Source organism: Novosphingobium sp., from assembly GCF_036803765.1.
Lineage (GTDB): Bacteria > Pseudomonadota > Alphaproteobacteria > Sphingomonadales > Sphingomonadaceae > Novosphingobium.
The window spans coordinates 1-25,306 of the sequence record NZ_DAIRTS010000002.1; the positions used below are offsets into that span (position 1 = coordinate 1).

Consider the following 25,306-nt stretch of genomic DNA (forward strand, 5'->3'; position numbering starts at 1 on the left):
GCCCTGCCCTGCCCGACCATCCGCCAGCCGGCTTCCACAAGTCGATCGGGGCGATCACCGGCCCATTCGATCCGATCGCGCTCCCCACGGCCGCGCCCGACCAGGTCGACTTCGAAGGGGAAATCTGCGTCGTCTTCGGCAGGCCGTGTCACAATGTCAGCGCCAAGGAGGCCATGGACTACGTCGCGGGATACACGATCCTCAACGACGTTTCGGCACGGGACTGGATTCCTGCCCTGCGCTCGAAAGAAAAGCCGCCGATCCCGCCACACTTTGCGCTTAACACCATGTACAAGAACTTCCCGACGTTCTGCCCGCTGGGGCCCAACGTCACCACCGTCGACGAGATCGCCGACTTCCATGCGCTGCGCATGGTCACCCGCCTCAACGGCGAGATCATGCAGGATGCAACGATCGCGGACCTGATCTGGGACATTCCCGAACTTATCGCGCGCTATTCGGTCGTGAACCGCTTCATGCCGGGCGACGTGATGAGCACCGGCACCCCCGGCGGCGTGGGTGCCGGACGCAATCCGCCTCGATTCCTGCGCGCCGGCGACATCGTCTCGGTCGCGGTCGGCGGCATCGGGGAGATTGCCAACCCCGTCGTCGCCTGAACCCAAACCTTCGCCAGAGACCGGCATTAAAGCCGGCGGCGGAGGCCAATTACAACCAACAATGGGAGGATGCCTTGAGAATGAAACCGATCCATATCGCACTGCTGGCAGGCAGTGCCTTCGTCCTGCCCGCCATGGCCCAGGCCCAGGAGCCGGCACCGCAAGCGGCCGATGCCAGCGGTCCGACCGGCCAGACCGGCATCGCCGACATCGTCGTCACGGCAAACCGCGTGCAGACTTCGGCACAGAAGACCGCGGTGGCCATCAACGTCTATTCGGGTGCGGACCTCGTCTCGCGCGGCATCAGCAACGTCACCGCGCTGACCGCCAATGACCCTAGCATCAACATCACCACCACCACCGATGGGTCCTACCTGGCGATCCGCGGCGTCGCCTCCACCGACACGACGCAGGTCGGCGACCCGTCGGTTCCGATCGCGCGGGACGGCTTCTACACCAACCGCCAGTTCGGCCTGCAGTCCTCGATGTACGACGTCGCGCGGATCGAAGTGCTCAAGGGGCCACAGGGCACGCTCAACGGTCGCAACTCGACCGGCGGCCTGGTCAGCATCATCACCACACGCCCCAAGTTCGAGAACAGCGGCTACATCAACGCCGAACTGGGCACCTACAGCACCTTCAACGGCGAGGCCGGACTCAACTATTCGCCGTCGGACAAGCTGGCCTTCCGCGCCTCGGGCATCTACCGCCGCCACGATGGCTATCGCCGCCTGTCCGGGATCAACGTGATCGGCGACGACGAGGACATGTACTCGGGCCGCTTCCAGATCGCGGCCCGGCCGACCGAGAATCTCAGCCTCAACCTGCTGTACCAGCACGACGATCTCGACAGCGTCGGCTCGATCTCGTGGAAGACGCCGATCGGACAGCGTCCCGACTTCGGGAAGGCGCGGATCTTCCCGGGCTTCTTCAAGCCCTACAACCGCCTCATCGTGAACCGCGTGCAATGGGAGGCACGGCTTGACGACGTCCTTGGCAATCTCTCGGTCATCTATGCCGGCGGGCGCGACAGCACGACATTCCGCCACGCCCTCGATGGCACCAGCGACATCTACCCGGCGGTGCGCACTTACATCAACAACGAGCGCCCGGTCACGTGGAACCACGAACTGCGCATCTCGAACGACCCGGCGCAGCGGTTGTTCGTTCAGGCCGGCTACTTTCACTTCTACGAAAAGAACGCGATCATCAACGGGCTCTACAATGTCTCGATGACCGGCCCGTTCGCACCGGGTGGCCCTTTCGCTGCTCTCAGCACCGCCGGTCGTTACGGCGTCTATTTCGACAACCTTATCGTGACGACGTCGGATGCCGCCTTTGCGCAAGGTGCCTTTGCGGCCACCGACCAGTTGAAACTGACGCTCGGCGCCCGCCTGACCTGGGACAAGAAGACCCGGACCGGCACCAACATCACCGACATCCAGGCCGTGGGCTCGCCGTTCGCGCCGCCAGTGGTCGTGACCGGCCCCGCTGACGGGATCTATCCCATCAACGGCAAGCGCAAGCCTCAGGCCAGCTTCCATGCCGGGATCGACTTTACGCCGAGCGACCAGATCCTGCTCTATGGCAAGTACGATCGCGGCTACAAGGCCGGTGGCTTCAACAGCCCCGACAATGGCCAACCGGTGCCGGGATACCAGCCCGAAACCGTCGATTCGTTCGAAGTCGGCGCCAAGACCAAGCTGATGGGAGGACGCCTCATTTTCAACGTCGACGGATTCTACTTCAACTATTCCAACTACCAGGGATCGCAGTACACCCAGACGGGCAGCGGTTCGGCCGGGACGTTCAACGTCGGCAGCGCGCGCGTCTATGGTGCCGAAGTGCAGGCGTCTGCCCTGTTCGGCGCCGGCGGGCGGTTCGACCTCAATGCCGCGCTGCTGAACACCAAGATGGGCGACAACATCATTATCGCCAACGGCGCCTCGCCGCCCGAGTTGATCAACGTCGGCGGCAACCGCCTGCCCAACGCACCCGCCGCGGTCATTACCGCCACGGTCGAATATGCGATCCCGATGATGGGCGGGCACGTCACGCCGCACGTCGACGCGAAGTACAGCTCGAAGTTCTACTACTCAGTCTTCAATTACGAGGACGAGACCAGCCGGTCCTACGTCATGGCCAATGCCAACGTCACGTTCGAGCCGGATTCCCGCAACTGGCAGATCTCGTTCTTCGTGCGCAACCTGACCGACCACGTCGTGCTGACCAGCGGCAAGCGCAACTACCTTGCCGGCATCAACGAGTACGTGTTCCAGCCGCCCCGGACTTACGGGGTGCGCACCAGCCTGAAGTTCTGATCGCAAGCACCATAGCGAAAGGGCCCGGGTGACCAACGTCGCCCGGGCCTTATTTCGTGCGTCGGGCTATCGACGCGCCGTGGCGCCCGGGATCACCGGGGTCAGCGTGACGGGGCCGATCAGGCCGGAGCGGCGCAGAGGCGCCGTGGCCTTGTACGTGTCGGTATCGGTCCACGTGATCTTCGCGGCGCCGGGCTGCTGGTCGCCGATCAGGCGATTGACCCACAAGTTGGCGACCCGCACCACCAGCCGGTTGGCGCCCGGCCGCACGGCGCCGCCGATGTCGAGCCGATAGGGTGCATGCCAGACCGACCCCACCGCCTTGCCGTTGACGGTGACTTCGGCGATCTCGCGCGCTTCGCCGAGGTCGAGCAGCAGGGGCTGTCCTGTCTTCCAGCCGCGCGGGGCGGTGAAGTTCTTCTGGTATGTAGCGATGCCCGAAAAATAGCGGATGCCGGGTGCCGCATTGGTGTCGAGCGGCGCGAGGGTCGGCAGCACCGCGTTGTCGGGCGCGCCACGTCCCGCTTGGAAGCGGACCGTCCACGGACCATCGAGTGCCGCCGCCGGGGCCAAGCGGGGTGCGGCAATGGTTTGTGCGGACGCGGTGGCCGGTCCGGCAAAGACGACATGCAGCGCCTCACCGCTCGCCAGCGTCAACGGCACGATCGTTTCACCACCGACGATACGATAGCTGACCGCCTCGCGCCCGCCCGTTTCGGCACGCCAGATCTCGGGCTTGAGACCCGATACGCGGAAATGGGCCTCGGCCGTGACGGGCGCGCTGCCCCGATTGACCAGGAACCAGCTGCGTCCGCCGTCGAACGCACGCTCGACGAAGGGCACATCGACCGCGCGCCCGGCCGCGCCCCCGCTCAACAGGAACGATGGCGCGACGCCGATCGTCGCAAGCGTCGCGTCCGCATCGCCCGAGGCGATCACCCGCCCCTTGCCCAGCTTCGTCTCGCGGTCGCCAGCCCACATCCTGTCGGCCAGCGTCACGAAGGCAGCGGCATCGCCCGCCAGCCCGAGCCGGTGCGTCGGGCGGCGGCCGATCAGCGTGGCGCCGCCTTCGACCAGCGTGGCCAGTCGCTGCAGCGTGGCGAGCGACATATGGTCGGACGAGCCGCCGAGGAAGATCGCGCGGTAGCGTGCGCCTCCCGGCGTGACCAACGCATCGCCCTCGTTGGCCAGCGCGTCCGACAGCGAGGCTGCGTCGAGGAAGTCGTAGGCATGCTCACGCGGGGCATCTGGAACCTGGCGGTCGCTGTAGAGCCCCGTCAGCGGGGCTTCCTCACCATAGAAATAGGCGAGATCGGCGACATTGCGGCCCTGCCGCAGCAGCACCGAATTGCGTGCGATGTAATCCATCCACGGACGGGCGAGCGGCGCCCAGCTGTCGTTCCGGTTGAAGTACTGGCCGATCCCGCCGAGGCTCAGCCCGGGCTGGCGATCGTCACGCGGGACGTGGACCGAGGTGTGGATGACCGGGCGCGTGACCCCCAGCACGAATTCGACGTCGACGATATGCTTGAGGTCGGCGGGGCCGAACCCCCAGGGCTTGAGCGCGGCGGTGAAGGATTCCGCAGCCACGTCCGTGCGCCCCTCGATATGCGCGATCGACGCGGCGCCGCGGATGTCCGCCAGCGCCGAATTTTCGGGCTTGGCATCGCGCGGATAGGCCCAGATCGCCGCCATCGGATAGTCGGCATGGGCACGCATCGCCATGTCGTCGCCCAGCGACGGGCGCCGCGATTCCAGCGCCTCGCCATAGACCTTGAGACCGGCGGCCTGGCTTGCATCGGCGACCGTTCCATAGTGCTCGCTGGCCATGAGGTCGGCCAAGGTCCGACGATAATCGAGCAGGAAGGCATCGGAGGCCGCGCGCGAGCCGATGATCTCGCCGGTCAGCGTGGGCAGCCAGGGCAGCGGATCGTAGCCGCGCAGGCGGCGGAACTGCTCGAGGATCGCCGGCGTCCAGTTTGCCGCGCCGACTTCGATCGAGTCCGTCACCAGCGCCCGCACGCCATGCGCGTCCACCATGTTCTCCCCCGCGGCATCACGATACATCGCGAGATAGTGATTCATATAGCGACGCACCGCGCCGCCGTCGAAGACGTCGGCCTCGAGGCCGGTCGCCTCCTCGGTGGCCGGGTGGTTGGTGGTGCCGACCAGCGAGTATCCCATCCGCAGGATCTTCCAGCGGCCAGCCGGTGGCGTCCAGGCCAGCGTTCCGTCGGGGCGCAGCCTGTCGGTCAGGTCGACAACGGCATCCGGCGCCGGCCCATTGGCGGCCTCATCCGGAGACGCGAGGGCCAGGTAATCGGGCACCAGCGCAAAGCCGGCCTTGGCCTCGAAGCGGTCGATACGCGGTGCCGAGGTGGGCGTGAACTGCGCGACGGTGACCGGCGATGACAGGATCTTGCCGATCATCGCTCCGAACGGGTCGTGCATCGCAATGCCGTTGTCAGTCGCAGGCGCTGCCCCGCCCCCGCCACCGGGCAAGGCGAAGCGGACCGCGAGCCGCAGGTATCGTGCAGTGACCTCGGGAAAACTGACCGTGGTGGGCACCGTCGCCAGCGGCACGTCGGCCACCGCAGCCCACGTCTTGCCATCGTTACTGACCTCGAGCGATGCCCCGAACATTCCGCCGACCAGTGGCACCGCAGCGCCGGGCAGGAAGACCGTCGCGGCGCGCAAAGGGACCGGGCGGCGGTAATCGAGCGTGACCATGCTCGGCGCCGCGGGCGATGGCGGCGCGATGCGCAGGGCCGGCGCAGCGCCGCTGCCGTCGATGGCACCCGGCGCGACCGCTTCACCCCTAGGGCCCGAGACTGCAGGAGGCGGCAGCACCGGCTGGTCGCCGAGCGGCACCGCCAGCACGACGGTGTCGCGATACAGCTGCTCGGTGCGCGGGTGCAGTGGCCGGTCGGCCAGCAAGTCCGACAGATCCGGCTGCTGCCCGATCGCCTGGAACGGACCGGTGATCGACGGTGGCATCGCCAGCCGCCCGGTGAACGGCTTGCCGCCGGCAACGACGGTCTCGCTCCAGACCAGCTTCTTCATCGCGTCCTGCGCTGGCACCCAGGGCCCGCCCGTCTCGCTCCAGCCCGGCGACGATGCGATCGCCAGTTCGAGCCCCAGCCGGTCGGCCTCGCTGGCCGCAAACCGGAAGGCGTCCTTCCACTCTGGGCTCATGTAGACCAGGCGCCGGTCGACGATCTGCGGTGTGGTCAGATTGATGTCGAAGGTCTGGGCGCCGCCGATGCCGACCGCCTTCATCCAGGCGAGGTCCTTGGCGATCCCGTCCTTGGAGATATTGCCGTTCATCCAATGCCACCAGACGCGGGGGCGCGCTTCGACCGGCGGCGCGGCGAATTGCCGGGCGAGCGCATCGCGCGCGGCATCGGTCGCCGGAGCTGCGGTCACGGCGGGCCGGTTCGGCGCTGAGCGGGCTGCGGGTGCCGGGTGAGCCCAGCCCTCGCCGTGAACGAGGATCGAGCCGGTCGCCAGCAAGAGCGCGATCAATTTTACCTGCAAGTTCGTCTCCCGGGTATTCTTTTGGCCGCAGCACGCAAAGCGGGCGGCGTCATGCACCGGCGGTGCGGAATGGTTCGAGCGTGAGGTGGACCTCGCGAGTTGCGCCCGGCGCCAGCGGCGCGGTTGCGCCCCGATTGAAGGCGTTGGTCATCAGCGTGGCCGGCTCGACACAGAGGAAGTCCGCGCCCGCGGGGGCGAAGACCGTGGTGAAGCCGAGCGTATCGTCGGGGCACAGCCGCACGCCGAGCGAGCGATCGGGCCAGACCACCGTCAGCGGGCCCTCGCGCCCGGCAAAGATATCGTCGACCGGCTGGGTCTGGACCGGCAGGGCGCGCCACCAGTCGATCGCCTCGTCCGAGACCGTATGGCGATCGGGCAGCCCTTGGGCGTCGGTGGTCCAGCGCTCGCGGTGCAAGCCATGATAGATCGTGCGGTCATTGCAGGGGAAATAGGGATGGAACCCGAGGCCGGCGGGCATGGCCGTGCCGGCACGATTGGTCACCGCCAGCGTCATCATCACGCGACCCGGCGTGATGCGGAAGGTCTGCCGCGCGGCGTAGTCCCACGGCCAGGCATCGCCGCTGCCGTCATAGTGCAGGGTCACGAGGTCGCTGCGCTGCTCCCCCACGGTCCATGGGCCGACCCAGCCGTAGCCGTGCAGCGGCAGCGGAAAGCTGTCGGCTGGCATGTTGGTGGGCAGCGCAATCGCTTCGCCGGCAAAGCGAAAGGCACCATTCGCGATCCGGTTGCAGAACGGCAGCATGGGAAACTGGCTGACGTCGAGGATATCGCCGGCATCGCCGCGCCGGAGCAGGTCTTCCCCCCGCCAGGTCAGCCCGACGATCGCCCCGCCCGTCCGGGGCGCAAGGTCCAGCCGGAAATCGCCGGAGACGAGAGACAGCATGAGGGATGACTTTCCACGGTGTTTCCGGCGAACGGCGGCCTGCACCTTCGGTGGCGCTACGGGTTTGCCGTTCGCCCGCTCCTAATCATTGATCAAACTTGAGGCAACGGCGAATTGCCGCGCCGCAACCTCGGCACGCCATTGCTCCAATGTCTTTACGCGCAGCCGATTGTCCGATAGGCGTATATTTGATCGTTGATCAAATTCTGAGTTTACCTTTGGCTGCCGGGCGCGCTGCCAACCCTTTGCCGCATAGGCCTGGCAAGAGCCCTTGGACGATTGCCCGCCCCGCGCGCCGGCCCTTATAGGTAGCGCTACAAGCGACAGGAGTATGCAATGAAACTGGTACGGTTCGGTCAGGCGGGGCAGGAAAAGCCGGGGCTCGTGGATGCGCAGGGCACGCTGCGCGACCTGTCGGCTCACCTCGCCGACATCGACGCAGCCGCGCTCGATCCGCAGGCCCTCGCGCGCCTGCGTGCGATCGACCCTGCGTCGCTGCCCGCGGTGGCCGAACCCGTCCGTTTCGGCGCCCCCGTCGCCGGAACCCGCCAGTTCATCGCCATCGGCCTCAACTATTCCGACCATGCCATCGAGGCGAACATGCCCATCCCGTCGGAGCCGATCGTCTTCACCAAGGCGGTCTCGTGCATCCAGGGGCCCGACGACGACGTGCGCCGCCCGCGCAACTCGGCCAAGATGGACTGGGAAGTCGAGCTCGGCATCGTCATCGGCTCGCGCACGGCCTATGTCTCGCCCGAGGACTCGCTGGCGCATGTTGCCGGCTACGTCGTCTGCGACGACCTGTCGGAGCGCGAGTTCCAGCTGGAACGGGGTGGATCGTGGGACAAGGGCAAGGGCTGCGACACCTTCGGCCCGATCGGCCCCTGGCTGGTGACCGCCGACGAGGTGGGCGACCCGCAGGCACTCGACATGTGGCTGGACGTCAACGGCCAGCGCATGCAGACCGGCAACACCCGTACGATGATCTTCGACTGCGCCGCGATCGTCAGCTATCTCAGCCAGTTCATGGTGCTCCTGCCCGGTGACGTCATCACCACGGGCACGCCGCCGGGCGTCGGCATGGGCATGAAGCCGCCGGTCTTCCTCAAGGAGGGCGACGTGATCGAACTGGGCATCGAGAAGCTGGGCTCGCAGCGCCACACGGTGATCGCCTGGGACGCCGCCCGGTGAACGCGGGCGCAGGCGGCCGCCTCGCCGGCAAGACGTGCTTCGTCACCGGCGGTGCCCAGGGCATCGGGCGCGCGGTGGCGATCGCCTTTGCGCACGAGAGTGCCCGCGTCATCGCGGCCGACCTGCGCTTTGCCGAACCGTTCGCCGACGGATCCGGAATCACGACCTGCACGCTCGACGTGACCGATGCCGACGCGGTGGCAATCGCCGCCGCAGCCCATCCCGAGGCATCGGTCCTGGTCAACTGCGTCGGCTATGTCGCCAACGGGTCGATCCTCGACGGGTCGATCGAGGATCTCGACCGCAGCATGACGCTCAACGTGCGGTCGATGGCGCTGACGATCCGCGCCTTCCTGCCCGCGATGCTGGTGCGGGGTGACGGCGCGATCATCAACATCGCCTCGGTAGTCTCCTCGGTCATGGCCGCCCCCAACCGCTTCGCCTATGCCACCAGCAAGGCCGCCGTGGTCGGGCTGACCATGTCGGTGGCGCGCGACTTCATCGCCAGCGGCATCCGCTGCAACGCGATCAGCCCCGGCACCGTCGAGTCCCCCTCGCTGCTCGACCGGTTCGCGGCCACCGGCGATGCCGCCGCCGCACGCGAGGCCTTCATCGCCCGCCAGCCGATGGGCCGGCTCGGCCAGCCCGAGGAAATCGCCGCCATCGCCGTGACGCTCGCCTCCGACGAGGCGCGCTTCATGTCGGGCACCAACGTGGTCATCGACGGGGGGATGAGCCTGTGAGCCAGCGCATCGCGGTCGTCACCGGCGGCAGCACGGGGATCGGCCGCCACCTCGTGGGCGCTCTGGCCGAAGCGGGCTACCGCGTGGCGTTCTCCTACCATGCCTCGGCAGAGCCGGCGCAGGCGCTCGTCACACACCTTGCGGCGCAAGGCCACGACGTCCTCGGCCTGGCCTGCGACGTCGGCGTCAAGAGCGAGGTCGAGGCCTTTGCCGCGGCCGTGATCGACTGGGCGGGCACGGCGCCTGATCTGCTCGTCAACAATGCCGGCATCCAGACTTGGGCGCCGCTGCTGGAGCTGTCGGAAGAACGCTGGGATGCGGTGCTGCGCACCAATCTCAAGGGATGCTTCCTCAACACCCAGGTCTTCGGCCGGGCGATGGCCGACCGCGGTGCCGGCGGCGCCATCGTCAACATCGGTTCGGGCTGCAACAAGCACGCCTTCCCCAACCTCGTGGACTACACCGCGTCGAAGGGCGGGATCGAGCAGTTCACCAAGTCCGCGGCCGTCGAACTGGGGGGCCATGGCATCCGCGTGAACTGCGTCGCGCCCGGGGCGATCGCGACCGAGCGCACGGCCGAGGAATCTCCCGACTACGAAGGCGAATGGTCCCCGATCACGCCGCTCGGCCGCGTCGGCACACCGGCGGATATCGCCGGCCCTGTGCTGTTCTTCGCCAGCGAAGCGGCCGCCTACGTCACCGGGCAGACGCTGTGGGTCGACGGCGGCGTCTTCACCCGCGCACCCTGGCCTTACCGGTGACGGGCCGCAGCGCATGAATGCGCCCGCGCCCGCCCTGCTCGACCAGTTGCGCACGATCGTCGGGGCGCGGCATGTCCTGACCGAAGCCGATGCCACGCGCGGCTATGCCACGGGCTATCGCTATGGCGGCGGCCCGGTTCTGGCGGTGGTGCGCCCCGGAACACCGCTCGAGCAGTACCGCGCGTTCTGCGCGTGCATGGCCGCCGACGTGATCGTGATCGCACAGGCCGCCAATACCGGCCTGACCGGCGGCTCCACCCCGGACGGCGACTACGACCGGCCGGTGGTGATCATCAACACCCTGCGGCTCAAGGGCGTGCACACCCTTGCCGGCGGCGCCGAGGTCGTGTGCCTCGCGGGCGCCACGCTATACGATCTCGAACGCGATCTGGCGCCGCTCGGCCGCGAGCCCCATTCGGTGATCGGCTCCTCGTGCATCGGCGCCTCGGTGATCGGCGGGGTCTGCAACAATTCGGGCGGCGCGCTGATCCGGCGCGGGCCGGCCTATACCGAGATGGCGTTGTTCGCCCGGGTGAACGCCGATGGAGCGGTCGAACTCGTCAATCACCTCGGCCTCGACCTCGGCACCACGCCCGAGGACATCCTGACCCGCATCGAAAGCGGCAACCTGCCCGCCGCCGACCCGGCCGGTGCGCCACGCCGCGCCGCCTCATGCCACGACTATGCCGCGCGCGTGCGCGACATCGCCGCCCCCTCGCCCGCGCGCTACAATGCCGACCCCGAGCGCCTGTTCGAAGCGTCGGGCAGCGCCGGCAAGGTCATGGTCTTCGCGGTCCGGCTCGACACCTTCCCGCGCGATGACGGGACCGCCACCTTCTACATCGGCACCAACGACACAGCCGAGCTGACCCGCGTGCGCCGCACGATCCTGTCGCAATTCAGCGAGCTGCCGATTTCGGGCGAATACATCCACCGCGATGCCTTCGACATCGCCGCGGTCTATGGCAAGGACGTGTTCGTGGCGATCGAGCGCTTCGGCACCGACCGGCTGCCGCGCCTCTTCGCGCTGAAGAACAGGGTCGATGCCCTCGCGCGGCGGCTGCGCATCCTGCCTGCAAACCTGTCGGACCGGATCATGCAGGCCGCGAGCCGCCTCTTGCCCCAGCACCTGCCCCCGCGCATGCGCGAGTGGCGCGACCGCTACGAGCATCACCTCATCCTCAAGATGCCGCGCGAGGGCGTCGAGGAAGCGCGTGCTTTGCTGGCGCGGACATTCCCCAGCGCCAGCGGCGCCATGTTCGAGTGCACCCCGCTTGAGGCGAAGAAGGCCTTCCTCCACCGCTTCGCCGTGGCCGGCGCGGCGATCCGCTATCGCGCCATGCACGCCGACCGGGTGGGCGAAATCATCGCGCTCGACATCGCGCTACGCCGCAACGACGAGGACTGGCTCGAAGTTCTCCCGCCCGAGATCGCAGAGGCAATCGAGGCGAGGCTCTACTACGGGCATTTCTTCTGCCACGTGTTCCACCAGGACTACATCCTGAAACAGGGCGTCGACCCGCTCGCACTCGAGCACCGCATGTGGGACCTGCTCGACCGCCGCGGTGCCGAATATCCGGCCGAGCATAACGTCGGCCACCTCTATCCGGCCAAGCCCGCGCTACAGGCGCACTACCGCGCGCTGGACCCCGGCAACCGCCTCAACCCCGGCATCGGCCAGACCAGCCGTCGCCGCGACTGGGCGTGACGCCAGGGCCGCAGTGCGATGCGGCGCGTCAGCCCTTGAGGATTTGCGCGATGTCGGCTGCGTCGAGCTGGCGGATCATCACGTTGCGATAGAGAACTTCAGCCCCCTCCATTTCGAGTGCGATGCGTCCGCCGGTCAGCGGCACGGGCTGCTTGCCCGGCGCCGGCTTTTCGATGAGCCCGAACAGCGTGGTGACGACGCGCCCGTTGACGATGTGAGCGGCGGTGTCGCCGAAGGCGATGATGTCGAGCGTGTTCCACTCGCCCAGACGCTCGAAGTTTCCGTTCTTGCGGTACCATTGCCTGGCTAACCCGCCGAAGACGAGCGGTTCGGCATAAGTACGCGGCAGGAACGGCGGCAGGGTCGGCCAGACCGGCGTTCCGCCCAGATCCGGCCCCTGGATACCCTGGACATTGACGAGGATCGCGTCTCCGACGTCTGTCTCTTCCATCTGGAACTCGATGCAGTCGGGATAGAGCACCCCCTCGGTAGGCGCCATGTGGTACAGGATGCCCGAATTGCGCTTGGCCAGGCTGCGCGGTGCAAACCGGCGATCACCGAAGCGGTAGTCGAGCCGCAGATGGTAATCGGCAAAACGGCGGGTGGTGGTCAATCGACCGAACCCGGCACCGTCCGGTGCACCGTAGCCGGGCCCAAGCAGCCGCAGCACCCCGTCTTCGATAGCCACGGCGTTGAAGCGGTCGGTGTCGCCAACGCCATCCTGGTAGAAGCTCCACCCGTCGAGGTCGACGCCATTGAACAACAGTTGCCAAGGGTTCTGTCGCCGCACGGGAGGCTTGATGGCAGCGCTGGCTGGACCACAATGCATAGCCAGACCGGGCAGAGCCGCCGCGACTGCTGTCAGGACTTCACGCCGCGCGAATGGCATCTTTCTCTCCTACCCAATTTTGATCACTGCATAAATTGATGCAGCGGGCAGGTCAATCTTCGGCGAGAACGGCGCGCAGGGTGATGGCGACGATCGTCTCGGCGATGTCCATGGTGGGGAGGACGCCGTCGTGCGTGGGGCGCAGGACGCCTTTCTTGCGCATCGTCGCAAAGCCGTAGATCGCCGACCAGAACGCGACGACGCGCACGTCGGCATCCGCTTCATCGAGCCCGGGCCTTGCGCCGATCACTTGCTTGCGCAGCGCATCGTGCCCTGCCCGCTGGAAGGCCAGCAGCGTGGGATCGAGCGTCGGCGTGGTCAATTCGCTCTCGTACATCAGGTCGAGCAGGTGCGGATTGTCCTCGGCGAAGCGGATGAACAGCAGGCCCATCCGGCGCAGCTTGTCGGCGGGATCCGCCTTGCCGGCGAGCACCTGCTCGGTTCCGGCGAGCATTTCGTTGAACCCTTCGGTGGCGAGCGCCAGCAGCAGCGAACGCCGGTCGGGAAAATGATAGTAGGGCGCGCCCGGAGAGACCCCGACTTCCTGCGCCAGAGTACGGATCGAGAGACCGGCGTGGCCGTGCTGCTTGAGATAGGCCCGCCCGGCATCGAGCAATGCATGCCGCAGTTTGTCCCGGTTGTACGGCTTCTTCTCGCTCATTCGTTCCTGCCTGATGGACCCGCAAACCGGGGATCGGATCGCGCGTCGTCACGACGCCACCCCGCCGCAGCTCTGAACCCCCGTCACCCCGGCCCGAGGGCCGCCCCCCGAGTGGACCTGGTATGCACCGGCGACCCTTGTGTACCGGCCGCCCGGCGATGTCAAAACGTCGCCGCCGCAGCGGGCGGCCACCTCGACAATCGCTGCTTGTGATAAATTTGATCGTTGATTAAATAGCGATCCGAGCCGCGCCATCTGTTCGACGTGGCGACCTAGGGAGACATGCATGAACACCACCCGACGCGGCGCGCTGACGCGCCTGGCCGCCACCGGGGTCGCCGCCGCGGCCCTGCCCCATGCCGCGTCGGCGGTGGCTGCGGGCAAGCCCGCCGGAGCCGCCACGTCTGCGCCCGACGCCGAGGGCTGGCGCCCGCTGTTCAACGGTCGCGACACATCCGGCTGGACGTTCTTCCAGGACGGCGTCGGCACGCAGGACCGCGACGGCGTGGTCGACATCCATGACGGCATGCTGCACCTGCTCGGCCCGCGCTATCGCGGCCCGGCCAAGGCCGGCATGGGCTACCTTGCCACCGATCGCGAGTACGAGAACTACCATCTCAGCCTCGAATACAAGTGGGGCACCCGCCGTTACGAACCGCGCACGATCTGGAAGCGCGACAGCGGCATCCTCTATCACACCCCACAGGGCAAGGAGCGCCTCTGGCCCGATTGCATCGAATACCAGATCATGGAACGCAACACCGGCGATGCGCTGCCGATCAACCATCGCGCGATCCAGGCGATCTCGCAGGGCGGCCTGCCCGCCTGGCCCGAAGACTTCCCCGGCAACACGCGATACGCACCGCAGGTCGATGCCGGCGGGTCGCTGCGCCAGTGGATCCGCGCGGACGGCAGCTTCGACACGCTCGAGGGATGGAACACGGTCGAACTGATCGCCCAGGGTGACAAGGCCGCGCATATCGTCAACGGGCGCCTCGTCACTGCGCTCTACGGCTTGCAGCAGCAGGACCCGGCAGACCGCACGCGCTACATCCCGCTGACCCGCGGACGCATCCTGCTGCAGATCGAGGCCGCCGAGATCCTCTATCGCAACGTGAAGATCCGCCCGCTCTGACGACCTGGCCCGCACAAGCGAAGGCCCCCGCCGCGGATGTGCTTCGGGGGCCTTCGTGTTTCCGAGGTCGCGTGGCGCCTCAGGGCAGAACGATCGTTGCCAGGCGCTCGCCATTGACCGGCAGCGGCTGCAGGTGCGGCGGGAAATAGGGCGAGCGCGTGCGCGCCGCGACCTTGACGTGGTGGATGCCCGGCGCGAGGCCCCCGGCCTTGGGCACCAGCACGCTGCCAAAGTCACCTACCGCCCAGCGCACGGTCGTGGCATCGCGCATGGCCTCCAGATCATAGACCTCGCCATGCAGGCGCAGCTTGTTGATCTCGTAGCTGAAGAATTCCCCGTCGATCGTCACGTCGACGCCGTCGAGCAGCGATAGGCGCATGCCGCGATAATTGGGCAGGCGCAGGCGCACCTCGACCCCCTCGCGCGCCTCGACCGGACCATAGTTGCGAAAGCCGGTGGCCTGGATCAGTTGATATTCGTACATGGCGTGTTCCTGTAGAAAGGGCTGGTTCGGTGTCGCGCGGTTCAGGCGCCAGCGGTGGCCGCATGCGCGGCGTCGTATTCCGCCTCGAGCCGGCGCATCATGACGTGCTGGCGGCGGACCTGGTCGATCGCCACCCACGGCTCGCGCGCGCCTTCGTATTCCGACGAGAGATAACCGTCGAAGCCGGCACGCTTGAGCACCGGGATGACCTTGTCCCAGGGGATGTTCTCGCACTGCAGGTCGTCGTTGATGTAATGGAACTTGGCCTGGATGAAGGCCACGTACTTGGCGATGTCGAGGAATTCCTCGGGGTCGACAGCAATGCCGTTGATCAGCTTGGCATGGTCGCTGTCACCTTCGGGCACTTCGTGCTGCCAGCCCTTGAGCGGGCGGTTCTGGAAGATGCCGGTGTCGATCAGCAGGCGGAAGTTGTGCGTGCCCGTGCGCTCGATGAAGTCGATGTAGCCCTCGACCGCAGGATGGCGGATCGGCGTGGGCGAGTGGATCTCGGGGCAGATCACGATGTCGAAGGTGTTGGCAAGGTCCAGCACCCGCTCGACCGCGCCCGACCAGATCGGGTCAGGGGTCAACTGCGCATCGATCACGCCGAACTTGGGGCGCAGGAACTTGAAGCCCAGCCGGTGCGCAAGGCGCAGGTCACGCTCGAGTTCGGCGGCGCCTTCCTCGACGGTCAGCTGCTGCCCGAGGCGCAGCTTGGTGTCGACCCACGAGCACATGTTGGTCGGCTCGAGCTTGTGCTGGTCGAGCAGGCCGAACCACCGGTCCAGCCACTGCGACGTCGGTTCGGGATAGCACTCGACATGCGTCTCGCCGAGGATCTCGATCCCGGTGGCGCCGGTGTCGGCGGCATGGTCGAACCCGTCTTCGAGGGTCATGATGCTGCCGAAGTCCTCGGTATAGCTGTAGAGCGATACCCCGTATTTGAATTGCCCGGCCATGCCCGACTCCCTGTTTCTCGTGATCCTGCGACAGCCCGGACCGAGCGGCCCGCACTGCATCCCGCACACGCCATCGGCGCATGCAGAACTAGTTTCGGATTATCATTTAATCGCCGATCAAATCGCTGGCAAGCAGCGTTTTGCGTAGACCCTGCAGTCGGCCAGACCAGCAAGGGTCGGTAGAATCATGCCGGCGCCCAATTGGTCGATGGCGCAGCCCACCAGGAAAGGCGTGCTGGCCGATGCATGCCACATCAAGAAGAATCCCCGCCCCATCAGCAGGAATTCCGCTGCGAGCAACCAGGCCACCGGCAGTCGTGAGGCACGCGAATAGACCAGCGTGTCGATCGGTACGCCGAGGCTGGCCAGCGAGGTGAGAAAGCCGATCTCCGCCGGGTTGCGTAGCCCAAGCCCTGCAAGGGCGGGCGCGGTCTGGATCTGGACGATGTAGAAGAGGATCGCGGCGAAGATCGTGATCGCCAGGATCACCCGCCATGCGGGCATAGGGAAACTGGACGGGGCCCTTTCCATCAAAATCAAATAGGCCGCTATTTTCGGGTCTGAAACACAGCGAAAACCTCGGGGACAAATCGGGCCATCGCCAGACGAACTGGACGAGGCCGTTTCCGGGAGGATATCACCTTGCGCACCAGTCGCCTTGCCATGCTCGCCTCGGCCAGCCTTGCCGCCGCGCTTGCCGCCACATCCGCATCAGCTCAGGACCAGTCCGAAGCCGACGCGACAGTGCGCGACCCCAACGAGATCATCGTGACGGCGCAAAAGCGTGCACAGAGCGCGCAGGGCGTGCCGATCGCGATCACCGCCGTGTCGGGCTCTTCATTGGGCGCGCTGCAGATGCGCAGTGGCACGGAGCTCGCCCGCCAGACCCCGAACCTTTCGGTCAGCGTGCTGGGCAACGAGGACCAGCCCAAGTTCTCGGTGCGCGGCATCGCGCAATCGGCGTTCGATCTCAATGCTTCCTCGCCGACCGGCATCTTCTACGACGAAGTCTTCGTGCGCTCGTCCTTCCTCGGCGGAGCGCAGCTGTTCGACATGGAGCGCGTCGAAGTGCTGCGCGGGCCGCAGGGCACGCTGTTCGGCAAGGAAACGGTGGGCGGCGCGGTCAGCTACGTCACCCGGGCGCCGCAGTTCGATACCTCGGGATACCTTTCGGGCGAACTGGGCAACTACAGCTATGTCGGCCTGCAAGGTGCGGCCAACACGCAGCTGGTCGACGATCGCCTGGCGATGCGCGTCTCGTTCAACACCAGCAACAGCGACGGATTCGTCAAGAACCTGCTTCCGGGCGGGCGCGACAAGTCGAACTTCAACAAGGTCGCGATCCGCGCCGCGATGAAATACAAGGACGACAACGGCTTCGACGCCACCTTGCGCTATAGCTTCACGCGCAGCGCACCCGAAGCGGTCGGTACCAACGTCACCGGCTATCTGCCCGGCAACGTCGATGCCTTCGGCTCCGATCCGCGCCGGGATCCGGTAACCGGCCGGCAGCTTGGCGCCCGTGAGGGCTACTACAACCGCGACGGACGCATCCGCGTCCGTGGTGACGCCGTCAGCCTCACACTGAACAAGGATCTGGGCAAAATCGCGCTGACGTCAATCTCGTCCTATCAGCGCGGCTACTTCCTCAACGAAGTCGATGGCGACGGTAGCGCTGCGAACCTGCTGGCCCTGGATTTCGAGGCGCACACCAACGAATACATGCAGGACCTGCGGCTGACCACGAAGCTGGCCGGCCCGTTCAACATGATCGCCGGCGTGTTCTACTTCCGCGACACGCTGGACAACCTGTTCCACGTCTCGCAGTTCGCCGGTGCGTTCGACGGCCGCCAGACCTATCGCCAGACCCGCACGTCCTATGCGGGATACATGGACGGTACCTTCGACTTCTCGCCGTCGTTCAGCCTCTATGGCGGTATCCGTCTGACTCACGACAAGGCGAACATGCGAAACTTCCGCTCGGTCGTGAATATCCCCGGCCTCGGCATTCCGAACACCAACCTCGACTACACCGAGACGCAACCTAGCGGGCGCTTCGGCCTGCGCTACAAGCCTTCGTCGAATTTCATGGCGTTCGCGCAATATGCCCGCGGGTATCGCAGCGGCGGCTTCAACGGCGGCGCGCTGGTGTTCCCGGGTGATCTCACCACGGCCAAGCCCGAATACCTCGATGCCTACGAGCTGGGCGTGAAAAGCCGCCTGTTCGACCGCCGGGTCACGCTGAACCTCTCAGCCTTCCACTATCAGTTCAAGGATCAGCAGTTCGTCAACTCGATCTCGGTGATCAACCAGGCCCTGGTGAACGCGGGCCGGTCGCGGATCAACGGCATCGAGGCCGAGATCAGCGCCAATCTCCTGTCCCGCCTACGGCTTTCGGCGGGCCTCGGCTTCCTCGATGCCAAGTATACCAGGCTCGTGCTCAACGGCATTGATCTTGCCGGCAACCGCATGATCGAGGCGCCCAAGTTCTCGTTCAGCGGAGCGGCGGACTACACCATCCCGCTGAACACCTCGACCGAACTGACCCTGCACGGCGACATGGTCCACAAGAGCTCCCAGTTCTTCACGGCTTATAACGACAAGGTCTTTCCCTTCAGCCTCGGTGCGACGCCGGGCTTCGAGGAATACAACGCCCGCATCGGGGTGTCGTTCAACGACGGCAAGTACGAGCTGGGTATCTGGGGCAAGAACCTGAGCGACAACAAGACATTGGCCGGTGTCGGCATCGAGACCAATACCAAGCTGCGCTTCGGCACCGTACCCTATCCCCGTCGCTACGGCGTCGACTTCCAGGCGAAGTTCTGATCATGCGCGGGGCAATCACGGGCGGATCGAAGACGGGGGCGCTCGTCGCCCTTGCCGCAATCCTCGTCGCCATCGTCGGCCTGGTGCTGGCGTCCCGAGTGCAGTCCGCCGGCAGGGTGGCCGTCTCGGAAGTCCATTTCACGGGCCGCAGCGGTGCGACCATGCGGGCATTGCTATACCGGCCGCCGGGCGTGACGCCCGACCGTCCGGCACCTGCGATCCTCGCCTTTCACGGCTATCTCAACAGTGCGGAAATGCAGGGCAATTTCGCAACCGAATATGCCCGTCGTGGCTACGTCGTGCTGGCTCCCGACCAGCGCGGGCATGGCGGCAGCGCCCCGGTGACCTTCGCCGACGGTTTCGGGGGACCGGACGCGCTGGCCTACCTGCGCGGTCTGCCGTTCGTGGACCGGAACAATATCGGCCTTGAGGGGCACAGCATGGGCGGCTGGGCGGTACTGAGTGCCGCGAAAGCCCATCCCGATGGCTATCGCTCGCTCATCCTTGAAGGGTCGAGCGTCGGTGCGCCTTTTGCGCCCGAGGGTAGCCGCACCTTCCCGCGCAACCTCCTCGTCGTCTATGGCACGCGCGACGAGTTCGGTGCTTTCATGTGGGGCGCACAAGCGCCGCTGGCGACAGGCTCGGTGCCAAAGCTGCGTGACCTGTTCGGCAGTGCTGCACCGGTGGTCCCGGGCCGTCTCTACGGACGCATCGGCGACGGCTCTGCGCGCATGCTGCTGACGCCCAATACGACGCATGCCTGGCTGCACGAATCCGCCGCCGGCATCACGCCCGCGATCGAATGGTTCGGCCGGACCTTGAAAGGCGGCGGTACACTGACGGCACAGGATCAGATCTGGCCATGGCGCGAAGCGGGCGACCTGGTGGCGTTGCTGGCCATCCCGGTGCTGATCGCGGCGGCGATGACGCTGATGGGCCGCCGGATGTATGAACCGGCGCCGGCAGGCGAACGCGTTCCTGCGCCTTCGGAAGCGGTGCAGCTGGCTGCAATTGCCATCGTACCCGCCGTGCTGTTCATACCAGCCTGCATGCTGACCGAGCTGGTGCTCGGCCAGAACGCGCTGTTCCGGCAGACCTTCACCAACCAGTTTGCCGGCTGGGCGCTCGTCAGCGCGGTGCTCGGCATATTGGCGCTGCGACGCAAGGGCGTGGGACTAGACCTGGCAATGGTGCCGCGCGCTGTGCCGTTTGCGTTGATTGCCCTGCTGCCGGCCTATGTGCTGGTTCTGGCCGCAGATCGTTGGCTACACGTCAATCCCTCGTGGTGGTTCATCACCATACGACCGCTGACGCTCGAACGGACGCGGGACTTCGTGCTTTACGCCCCCTTCTTCACTATCAACTGCCTGGCCTCGTTGCGCCTTGTCGACACCGTCTCGCCATTGGACCGGGGCAGCATGACTAGTGCCTTGATCCGCGCCGTGGCGGCCATGGCCGGAGGCTTCGTCCTTTTTCTTGCCGCACAATATGGCGTCCTGGCGCTGACCGGTCACTTGTTGCTGGCGGGCGAAGGTCTGCGGGTTATTTCCGCGATCGGCTTCGCGGTATTCCTGGCCTTCATCGGGATCTTCGGTACGGTTTCACAGCGCATGCTGGGCTCGGTGGTACCGGGGGCTGTCTTGTCGGGCCTGTTCGTGACCTGGGTACTCGTCGCCACGCAACCGATCGGAGCCTGACATGACCCGGCTATCCCATATGCTCGTGGCGACCTTGCTTGCCTCAATCACGACCGGCGCAGCCCCGGCGGCCGCCGCCGACATACAGCCTCCCGCGCTGCAGTTCGTGTTCGAGGAGCGCGTCGATCTCGAAACCCCCGAGCCGACGGGACCGGGGCCACGCGGCAATGGCAACCGGATCGGCATTGTCGGCGGTACGATCAGCGGGCCCATGCTGCAGGGCAAGGTCCTGCCCGGCGGCGCGGACTGGCAGCTGACCCGCGCCGACGGGTGCACCGACATCGTCGCCGACTACTTCATCCGCGCCGAGGACAAGGCCCTGATCCATGTCCGCAATGTCGGTCTGGCCTGTCCGCCGGGTTCGGGGCGCGGTGCCTATGCGCGGGCCATACCGGTCTTTACCGCCCCGATCGGCAAGCACGACTGGCTCAACAAGTCGGTCTTCGTGTCGACGATCGATCCGGTGGTCGATGCGCAAGGCAACCTGCGCCAGGTCGTGCTGCGCTTTTACGCGGTGCCGTGATCGAGGTTTCCTTCTTCGCCGGCCTTACCAGTAATTCTCCAGCGCCTTCTGGCAGCGCGATTGCGCTGCGACGACCGGAGCCTGCCGCGCATCGTCGAGGTGCGCGAGAATTTGCGAGCTGGCCGCGAGCAATTCGCGCGCTGCGGAATCGGGCAGTTCGGCGCTGCGCGTCCGACGCATGAGGATCGAGGATGCCATCGATCGGGCGAGGAAGTGCAGCACGGGGTTGGATGCCAGATCCGCAATATCGCGGATGAAGCCATACCAGGCGCGGCCAAGATCGGTCCCATTGGCTGCATGCTGCATCAGGCTGAATGAGTGCCGGATGCGGTCGAGACCATCAGCCGTGCGTCTTTGACGCGCGATTTCGATCATTGCGGTGTTGATACGGTCGAGTACCTCGCGGCAATCCTCGGTGGAGACGTTGCTTGCGGCCAGATAGGCATTGGCGAGATGCAGCCCCCGGCCCGGTCCGGTGTCGCATGCGAAAAGCCCCCCGCCCCTGCCGCGCTTGACCTCGACTTTCTGTGCGTCGACGAGAACCCGCGCGGCTTCCACCGCGACCTCGATGCTGACACCGTAGTCGCTGGCGATTTGTGCCAGAGGGCCAAGGGCGGCACGCCCTTGCGACAACGCGAGTTCCTCGAGCAGTCGGCCCGCAAGCCAATCGGCCAGGCTCTCCCGCCCCGCCGTCTTGTCCTGTCCGTTCGGCAGGGCGTCCGGCCGGGCAAGGATCGACCCGATGAATTCGGCCAGCGGGTCATGACGATTGTGCAAAGCGGGCAGGAGCCATTGCCCCGCTTCGCCCAGCAGATCCCTGTCCGCGCGCGCCTCCACGGCAAGTTCACCGCGGATGGCGCTTACGGCATCCGGCAGGTCTGGCGGTAACGCGCACAATCCTCCCAGGCCATTGCCACCCCGCCGGGGCGTCAGCACGCCGCGCTGGCGCAGGATGCGGCTGGTCTGGCGCACGATGCGCCGCCCCACGCCAAACTGTTCGCAGATCATGCCCTCGGTGATAGGCGGTGTCGCGAAGCCGGCGTTGCAGACCTGCTGTTCCAGCCTGTCGGCGATCATGGCCGAGGTGGAGACCACTTCGCTATGCTCGTTTATCACGCGTCGATAGAGCTCGCGCGCCCTGGCAAGCTGCGGATTGTCGAACGCCAAAGCCAAAGAGATCGCCGGCGCCATCGATCGATCGTTTCCTCACCCCGCTGAAGGCGCGGATTGCCCGCTGCCGTGGGAACCCTACACGCTGGAACTGACGCTGCGCAATGAGCACGAAGAGGCACTCGCGACGCCTTGCGGGCGTTTTGGCACGCTGGCCCGCCGAGCGAACTCTCCCCAGCCATACCGCGGTGGATACCCGTGGATTGGGTGCGCCACCAAATCCGGGCGTCGACGGAACTGCTCCTGTTCGCCTATTCCGACAAGGCCGCCCAGATGAAGCTCGATCTCTTTCGTGAGGTAAACCTGTGACCCAGTTGTTCGAAACCCCCGCTCCCGTCCTGGCGAAGACCAGCGATGGCCACGATTTCCCTGTGCGCCACATCTTCTGCATCGGCCGCAACTATGCCGATCACGCCAAGGAAATGGGCGCCGAGGTCGATCGCGAGGCACCCTTCTACTTCACCAAGTGGGCCGAGACGGTGATCCCGAGCGGGTCGGTCATGGCCTACCCGTCGATGACTGCCAACTTCCATTACGAAGCCGAACTGGTCGTCGCGATCGGCAAGGGCGGGCGCAACATCGCGGCGGCGGACGCCCTGGGCCATGTCTATGGCTATGCCACCGGGCTCGACATGACCCGCCGCGATCTGCAGCTGGAAGCGCGTGGCAAGGGCCGCCCCTGGGACGCAGGCAAGAACGTGGAGCAGTCCTCGCCGCTGGGCCTGATCCACCCGCTGTCCGAAACCGGCGAGATGACCACCGGCGCCATCAGCCTGACATTGAACGGCGAGGTGCGGCAGCAGGCCGACTTGGCCGACCTGATCCACCCGATCCCGGCATTGATCGCCTACTTGTCGCGCGCTTTCAAGCTCGAGGCGGGCGACCTGATCTATACCGGGACCCCGGCAGGCGTGGGCGCAGTGGTGCCCGGCGACACCATCGTCGTATCGATCGACGGTCTCAGCGACACGGTCATCACGGTCGGACAACCCGCCGATGACTGACGCTTTTTGGATCGGCTCAGCGATACTTCTCGACCGCTCCGCGTGGCCATGATGCGCCTTTTGTGGCTTAGCGCGGGTCGAGCCAACCCCGGGCCAGCACCAGCGTCACCAGCCAGCCGGCCATGGCGCAGCCGCCGAACCAGATGAGGAAGGCCGCGGCATCCCCGCTGGCGATCCAGGCAGCGCCGGGCGACAGGCTCGCCCCGACCAGAAGGCGCCGCACGGCGGTGCCCTGCGCGCCGCTCTTCACGGCGGCTGTCCTGCGTCGTTTGGGATCGCCCAGCGCCAGCAGCAGGAGGAGGCCGCCGGAAATGGCAATGGTCGCGATGAGGAGCAGGCTCATCGGGACGCCTGCAGGCGCCGTCCGCGCCACATCATCGCGCCGCCCGCCGCGAGCAGGGCCATGTCGAGCGCGACGATGATTGGCTGCTCGGCCATGATTGCAGTCGCCCAGCCCGGCCCGCCGGTCAGCAGGCGCAGCGGCGGGAGCAGCAGCATCGCCATGCCCGTTGCCCGCTGAACGGCATGGCCAAGGCCCGCCGCGGTCGGCCAGAGCATGCCTGCCACGATGACCGCTGCCGACGCGATCAGGAAGCCGCCCGTCGTCCAGGTGACGGCCGTCCCGAGTGGCATGGCGATCAGGAAGGCGGCGGCGGCGCAGACCAGCGCGAAGGGCAGGCCCAGTCCCACCACCGTAACCGTGCGGTCCAGCCACTCCAGCGACCGCATGGCCTCCTCGCGCCGGACCAGCCAGAGACGCAGGCCCGTGAAGGTGACGTAGCACATGGCGAACCCGAGCCCGAACCAGATCGCCTTCGACAGGAGGCCCGCGAAATTGCCGAAATGCAGCGGCGACATGATCGCGACCAGCGTTCCACCGGCGGACGGAGCCTTGCCGATCAGCGGCTTGGTCTGCTCGAAGCGTGCGGTCGCGCCATTGTAGAGCAGGCTGACCGGCGCGATGTCGCCGCTGGGTGGGGCATGGTACGTGGTCACCTTGGCATCGGCACGGCCGAAATTCTCGATCGTCACGAAAGTCGGGGGTGTGCCCGCACGGCGGATCGCGTCGGAGGTGATCCGGTCGATGTTGCCGATGGCGACGGGACGCGGGTCGGGCTTGCCGGGATTGCCGAACACCTCCTCGGTCATGGCCTGCATGTCGCCGCCGAATGCCGCCATGACGACGATGGGCATGCCGACGGTGCCATAGAAGGAGAAGAAGCTGCCGGTGAAGGCGAGGATGAAGGCAAAGGGCAGGCTCCAGGTGCCGGCGACGCTGTGGCGGTCGCGGTTGAGCAGGATCGGCTTCGCCTTGCGCCGCAGGGTGAAGATATCCTTGAACAGGTGGCGATGGATCAACAGCCCCGAAATCGCCGCAACCAGCATGCCGAGGCCGAGGATCCCGGTGAGCAGCAGCCCCCAGGGGTTGGGCACGTGCAGACGGACATGCGTGTCGACGAGGAAGCTGCTCAGCGCATTGTCGTTGCGCGCGCCATAGACGTCCTCGTTGGTTCCGGCCTGCGTGTGGATCACGCGGCCGTCCTTGCCCAGTTCGTAGAACATGCCCCGACTGATGAGCGTGCCGCCAGCATCGGTCTCGTGCCGGTGAAAGAAGACGCCGAGGTCGTGATCACCCACCTCGAACAGGTCGACACCGTCATGATATTTGGGCGGTGTCCGTTCGCCCAGCGCCCGCAGCGCGCTGCCGAAAGGCCGCTCGAAGGCAGAGCGCGTCTCGATGTGGCCGGCCGACCACGCGCCGATTTCGTCGGCGAAGACGGCGGCCATGCCGGTGATGACCACGGCATAGAGCAGCAAGCCGAGCAGGATGCCCGACCAGCCGTGCACCGCGATCATCAGCTTGGTCTGGTTCTTGGCCAATTGGATCATGGGCGCGCCTCCGCCACGACCGGTTTTCGCTCGAGAAACCGGTGTGCGACGAGGGCGCCGTGTACGAGAAGCAGCCCGGTTGCGACCACGGCGACCCGCCACAGCTTCGCGTCGAGGCAGGCATGGAAGAACAGCCCGGCCCAGATCAGCGGCACGAGGACCAGCGGCACGACCAGATTGTCGATGCCGGCCGCACCGCGGGGCAGCCACAGGCTCATCCCCGCCATCACCACCACGGCCACGATCACCGCGCCGGGGCCGGCGAAAGCGATGCGCATCCACTTAT

General features: G+C 66.5%; 22 protein-coding genes. 11 read left to right on the forward strand and 11 right to left on the reverse strand.

Going from position 1 to position 25,306, the window contains the following annotated elements; translation table 11 throughout:
- Together V7Q48_RS01130 and V7Q48_RS01135 are read left to right on the forward strand one after the other, a co-directional pair.
- Window positions 1–617, forward strand: a 617-nt coding sequence (locus tag V7Q48_RS01130; protein ID WP_333835754.1) for a fumarylacetoacetate hydrolase family protein, incomplete at its 5' end; no start/stop codon positions are given.
- Between the two features lie 80 nt (window positions 618–697).
- Window positions 698–2,938 carry a TonB-dependent receptor gene (locus V7Q48_RS01135; protein ID WP_333835755.1) on the forward strand — a complete coding sequence of 747 codons (2,241 nt, stop codon included), beginning with the start codon at window positions 698–700 and terminating at the stop codon, window positions 2,936–2,938.
- A gap of 66 nt (window positions 2,939–3,004) precedes the next feature.
- Here the strand turns inward: V7Q48_RS01135 and V7Q48_RS01140 are convergent, their stop codons facing one another.
- Both V7Q48_RS01140 and V7Q48_RS01145 read right to left on the reverse strand, forming a co-directional pair.
- Entirely contained in the window at window positions 3,005–6,475 is a 3,471-nt protein-coding gene (locus V7Q48_RS01140) for a glycosyl hydrolase (protein ID WP_333835756.1), read from the reverse strand.
- A gap of 49 nt (window positions 6,476–6,524) precedes the next feature.
- Window positions 6,525–7,379, reverse strand: coding sequence for an aldose 1-epimerase (locus tag V7Q48_RS01145; RefSeq protein WP_333835757.1), 855 nt, complete (start codon window positions 7,377–7,379; stop codon window positions 6,525–6,527).
- A 336-nt stretch (window positions 7,380–7,715) separates the two neighbouring features.
- Here V7Q48_RS01145 and V7Q48_RS01150 point away from each other — a divergent pair, with 336 nt between their 5' ends.
- Genes V7Q48_RS01150 through dld form a run of 4 tightly spaced genes read left to right on the forward strand, consistent with a single transcriptional unit; the run spans window position 7,716 to window position 11,782 of the window.
- The gene (locus tag V7Q48_RS01150; protein WP_333835758.1) at window positions 7,716–8,570 is read left to right on the forward strand and encodes a fumarylacetoacetate hydrolase family protein; all 855 of its coding nucleotides are present in this window, start codon (window positions 7,716–7,718) and stop codon (window positions 8,568–8,570) included.
- Window positions 8,567–9,313: an SDR family oxidoreductase gene (locus V7Q48_RS01155; RefSeq protein ID WP_333835759.1), complete on the forward strand. Its 747-nt coding sequence runs from the start codon at window positions 8,567–8,569 to the stop codon at window positions 9,311–9,313. Before V7Q48_RS01150 ends, V7Q48_RS01155 begins: the two co-directional genes overlap by 4 nt.
- The gene (locus V7Q48_RS01160; RefSeq protein ID WP_333835760.1) at window positions 9,310–10,074 is read left to right on the forward strand and encodes an SDR family NAD(P)-dependent oxidoreductase; all 765 of its coding nucleotides are present in this window, start codon (window positions 9,310–9,312) and stop codon (window positions 10,072–10,074) included. Before V7Q48_RS01155 ends, V7Q48_RS01160 begins: the two co-directional genes overlap by 4 nt.
- A gap of 13 nt (window positions 10,075–10,087) precedes the next feature.
- Window positions 10,088–11,782, forward strand: a complete 1,695-nt coding sequence (dld, locus tag V7Q48_RS01165) for a D-lactate dehydrogenase (RefSeq protein WP_333835761.1) — start codon at window positions 10,088–10,090, stop codon at window positions 11,780–11,782.
- A 28-nt stretch (window positions 11,783–11,810) separates the two neighbouring features.
- Here the strand turns inward: dld and V7Q48_RS01170 are convergent, their stop codons facing one another.
- Both V7Q48_RS01170 and V7Q48_RS01175 read right to left on the reverse strand, forming a co-directional pair.
- The gene (locus V7Q48_RS01170) at window positions 11,811–12,572 is read right to left on the reverse strand and encodes a 3-keto-disaccharide hydrolase (protein ID WP_333835762.1); all 762 of its coding nucleotides are present in this window, start codon (window positions 12,570–12,572) and stop codon (window positions 11,811–11,813) included.
- A gap of 151 nt (window positions 12,573–12,723) precedes the next feature.
- Complete coding sequence (locus V7Q48_RS01175) at window positions 12,724–13,332, reverse strand: TetR/AcrR family transcriptional regulator (RefSeq protein WP_333835763.1); 609 nt, start codon at window positions 13,330–13,332, stop codon at window positions 12,724–12,726.
- A 286-nt stretch (window positions 13,333–13,618) separates the two neighbouring features.
- Between V7Q48_RS01175 and V7Q48_RS01180 the strand changes: the two genes are divergently transcribed.
- Entirely contained in the window at window positions 13,619–14,467 is an 849-nt protein-coding gene (locus tag V7Q48_RS01180) for a 3-keto-disaccharide hydrolase (RefSeq protein ID WP_333835764.1), read from the forward strand.
- A gap of 79 nt (window positions 14,468–14,546) precedes the next feature.
- On the opposite strand, the gene V7Q48_RS01185 is transcribed toward V7Q48_RS01180, so the two are convergent.
- The 3 genes from V7Q48_RS01185 to V7Q48_RS01195 form a co-directional block, all read right to left on the reverse strand.
- Window positions 14,547–14,951 (reverse strand): C-glycoside deglycosidase beta subunit domain-containing protein, encoded by a 405-nt coding sequence (locus V7Q48_RS01185; RefSeq protein ID WP_333835765.1) that lies wholly within the window; start codon window positions 14,949–14,951, stop codon window positions 14,547–14,549.
- Between the two features lie 41 nt (window positions 14,952–14,992).
- Window positions 14,993–15,910, reverse strand: a complete 918-nt coding sequence (locus V7Q48_RS01190) for a sugar phosphate isomerase/epimerase family protein (protein WP_333835766.1) — start codon at window positions 15,908–15,910, stop codon at window positions 14,993–14,995.
- Between the two features lie 117 nt (window positions 15,911–16,027).
- Complete coding sequence (locus tag V7Q48_RS01195; protein WP_333835767.1) at window positions 16,028–16,399, reverse strand: hypothetical protein; 372 nt, start codon at window positions 16,397–16,399, stop codon at window positions 16,028–16,030.
- A 153-nt stretch (window positions 16,400–16,552) separates the two neighbouring features.
- On the opposite strand from V7Q48_RS01195, the gene V7Q48_RS01200 reads away from it, so the two are divergent.
- From V7Q48_RS01200 to V7Q48_RS01210, 3 genes are read left to right on the forward strand one after another with little or no spacing between them, the layout of a single operon-like run.
- Window positions 16,553–18,736: a TonB-dependent receptor gene (locus V7Q48_RS01200; RefSeq protein ID WP_333835768.1), complete on the forward strand. Its 2,184-nt coding sequence runs from the start codon at window positions 16,553–16,555 to the stop codon at window positions 18,734–18,736.
- A gap of 2 nt (window positions 18,737–18,738) precedes the next feature.
- A complete protein-coding gene (locus V7Q48_RS01205; RefSeq protein ID WP_333835769.1) occupies window positions 18,739–20,433 on the forward strand; it encodes an alpha/beta hydrolase family protein in 1,695 nt (564 codons plus the stop codon).
- Between the two features lies 1 nt (window position 20,434).
- On the forward strand, window positions 20,435–20,956 hold the full coding sequence (locus V7Q48_RS01210; protein WP_333835770.1) for a DUF3237 domain-containing protein: 522 nt from the start codon (window positions 20,435–20,437) through the stop codon (window positions 20,954–20,956).
- A gap of 24 nt (window positions 20,957–20,980) precedes the next feature.
- On the opposite strand, the gene V7Q48_RS01215 is transcribed toward V7Q48_RS01210, so the two are convergent.
- Window positions 20,981–22,147 carry a hypothetical protein gene (locus V7Q48_RS01215; RefSeq protein WP_333835771.1) on the reverse strand — a complete coding sequence of 389 codons (1,167 nt, stop codon included), beginning with the start codon at window positions 22,145–22,147 and terminating at the stop codon, window positions 20,981–20,983.
- A gap of 284 nt (window positions 22,148–22,431) precedes the next feature.
- Between V7Q48_RS01215 and V7Q48_RS01220 the strand changes: the two genes are divergently transcribed.
- Window positions 22,432–23,130: a fumarylacetoacetate hydrolase family protein gene (locus V7Q48_RS01220; RefSeq protein ID WP_333835772.1), complete on the forward strand. Its 699-nt coding sequence runs from the start codon at window positions 22,432–22,434 to the stop codon at window positions 23,128–23,130.
- Between the two features lie 67 nt (window positions 23,131–23,197).
- Here the strand turns inward: V7Q48_RS01220 and V7Q48_RS01225 are convergent, their stop codons facing one another.
- From V7Q48_RS01225 to V7Q48_RS01235, 3 genes are read right to left on the reverse strand one after another with little or no spacing between them, the layout of a single operon-like run.
- Window positions 23,198–23,473 carry a hypothetical protein gene (locus V7Q48_RS01225; protein ID WP_333835773.1) on the reverse strand — a complete coding sequence of 92 codons (276 nt, stop codon included), beginning with the start codon at window positions 23,471–23,473 and terminating at the stop codon, window positions 23,198–23,200.
- Window positions 23,470–25,020 (reverse strand): PepSY-associated TM helix domain-containing protein, encoded by a 1,551-nt coding sequence (locus V7Q48_RS01230; RefSeq protein ID WP_333835774.1) that lies wholly within the window; start codon window positions 25,018–25,020, stop codon window positions 23,470–23,472. The genes V7Q48_RS01225 and V7Q48_RS01230 overlap by 4 nt, the downstream gene beginning before the upstream one ends.
- Window positions 25,017–25,298 carry a hypothetical protein gene (locus V7Q48_RS01235; protein ID WP_333835775.1) on the reverse strand — a complete coding sequence of 94 codons (282 nt, stop codon included), beginning with the start codon at window positions 25,296–25,298 and terminating at the stop codon, window positions 25,017–25,019. Before V7Q48_RS01235 ends, V7Q48_RS01230 begins: the two co-directional genes overlap by 4 nt.
- Between the last annotated feature and the right edge of the window lie 8 nt (window positions 25,299–25,306).

Coding starts and splice junctions, on each gene's coding strand:
- V7Q48_RS01225 (WP_333835773.1), bottom strand. CDS start 23,473: ATGAGCCTGCTCCTCATCGCGACCATTGCCATTTCCGGCGGCCTCCTC.
- V7Q48_RS01215 (WP_333835771.1), bottom strand. CDS start 22,147: ATGGCGCCGGCGATCTCTTTGGCTTTGGCGTTCGACAATCCGCAGCTT.
- V7Q48_RS01145 (WP_333835757.1), bottom strand. CDS start 7,379: ATGCTGTCTCTCGTCTCCGGCGATTTCCGGCTGGACCTTGCGCCCCGG.
- V7Q48_RS01185 (WP_333835765.1), bottom strand. CDS start 14,951: ATGTACGAATATCAACTGATCCAGGCCACCGGCTTTCGCAACTATGGT.
- V7Q48_RS01235 (WP_333835775.1), bottom strand. CDS start 25,298: ATGCGCATCGCTTTCGCCGGCCCCGGCGCGGTGATCGTGGCCGTGGTG.
- V7Q48_RS01135 (WP_333835755.1), top strand. CDS start 698: ATGAAACCGATCCATATCGCACTGCTGGCAGGCAGTGCCTTCGTCCTG.
- dld (WP_333835761.1), top strand. CDS start 10,088: ATGAATGCGCCCGCGCCCGCCCTGCTCGACCAGTTGCGCACGATCGTC.
- V7Q48_RS01205 (WP_333835769.1), top strand. CDS start 18,739: ATGCGCGGGGCAATCACGGGCGGATCGAAGACGGGGGCGCTCGTCGCC.
- V7Q48_RS01190 (WP_333835766.1), bottom strand. CDS start 15,910: ATGGCCGGGCAATTCAAATACGGGGTATCGCTCTACAGCTATACCGAG.
- V7Q48_RS01175 (WP_333835763.1), bottom strand. CDS start 13,332: ATGAGCGAGAAGAAGCCGTACAACCGGGACAAACTGCGGCATGCATTG.
- V7Q48_RS01210 (WP_333835770.1), top strand. CDS start 20,435: ATGACCCGGCTATCCCATATGCTCGTGGCGACCTTGCTTGCCTCAATC.
- V7Q48_RS01230 (WP_333835774.1), bottom strand. CDS start 25,020: ATGATCCAATTGGCCAAGAACCAGACCAAGCTGATGATCGCGGTGCAC.
- V7Q48_RS01180 (WP_333835764.1), top strand. CDS start 13,619: ATGAACACCACCCGACGCGGCGCGCTGACGCGCCTGGCCGCCACCGGG.
- V7Q48_RS01150 (WP_333835758.1), top strand. CDS start 7,716: ATGAAACTGGTACGGTTCGGTCAGGCGGGGCAGGAAAAGCCGGGGCTC.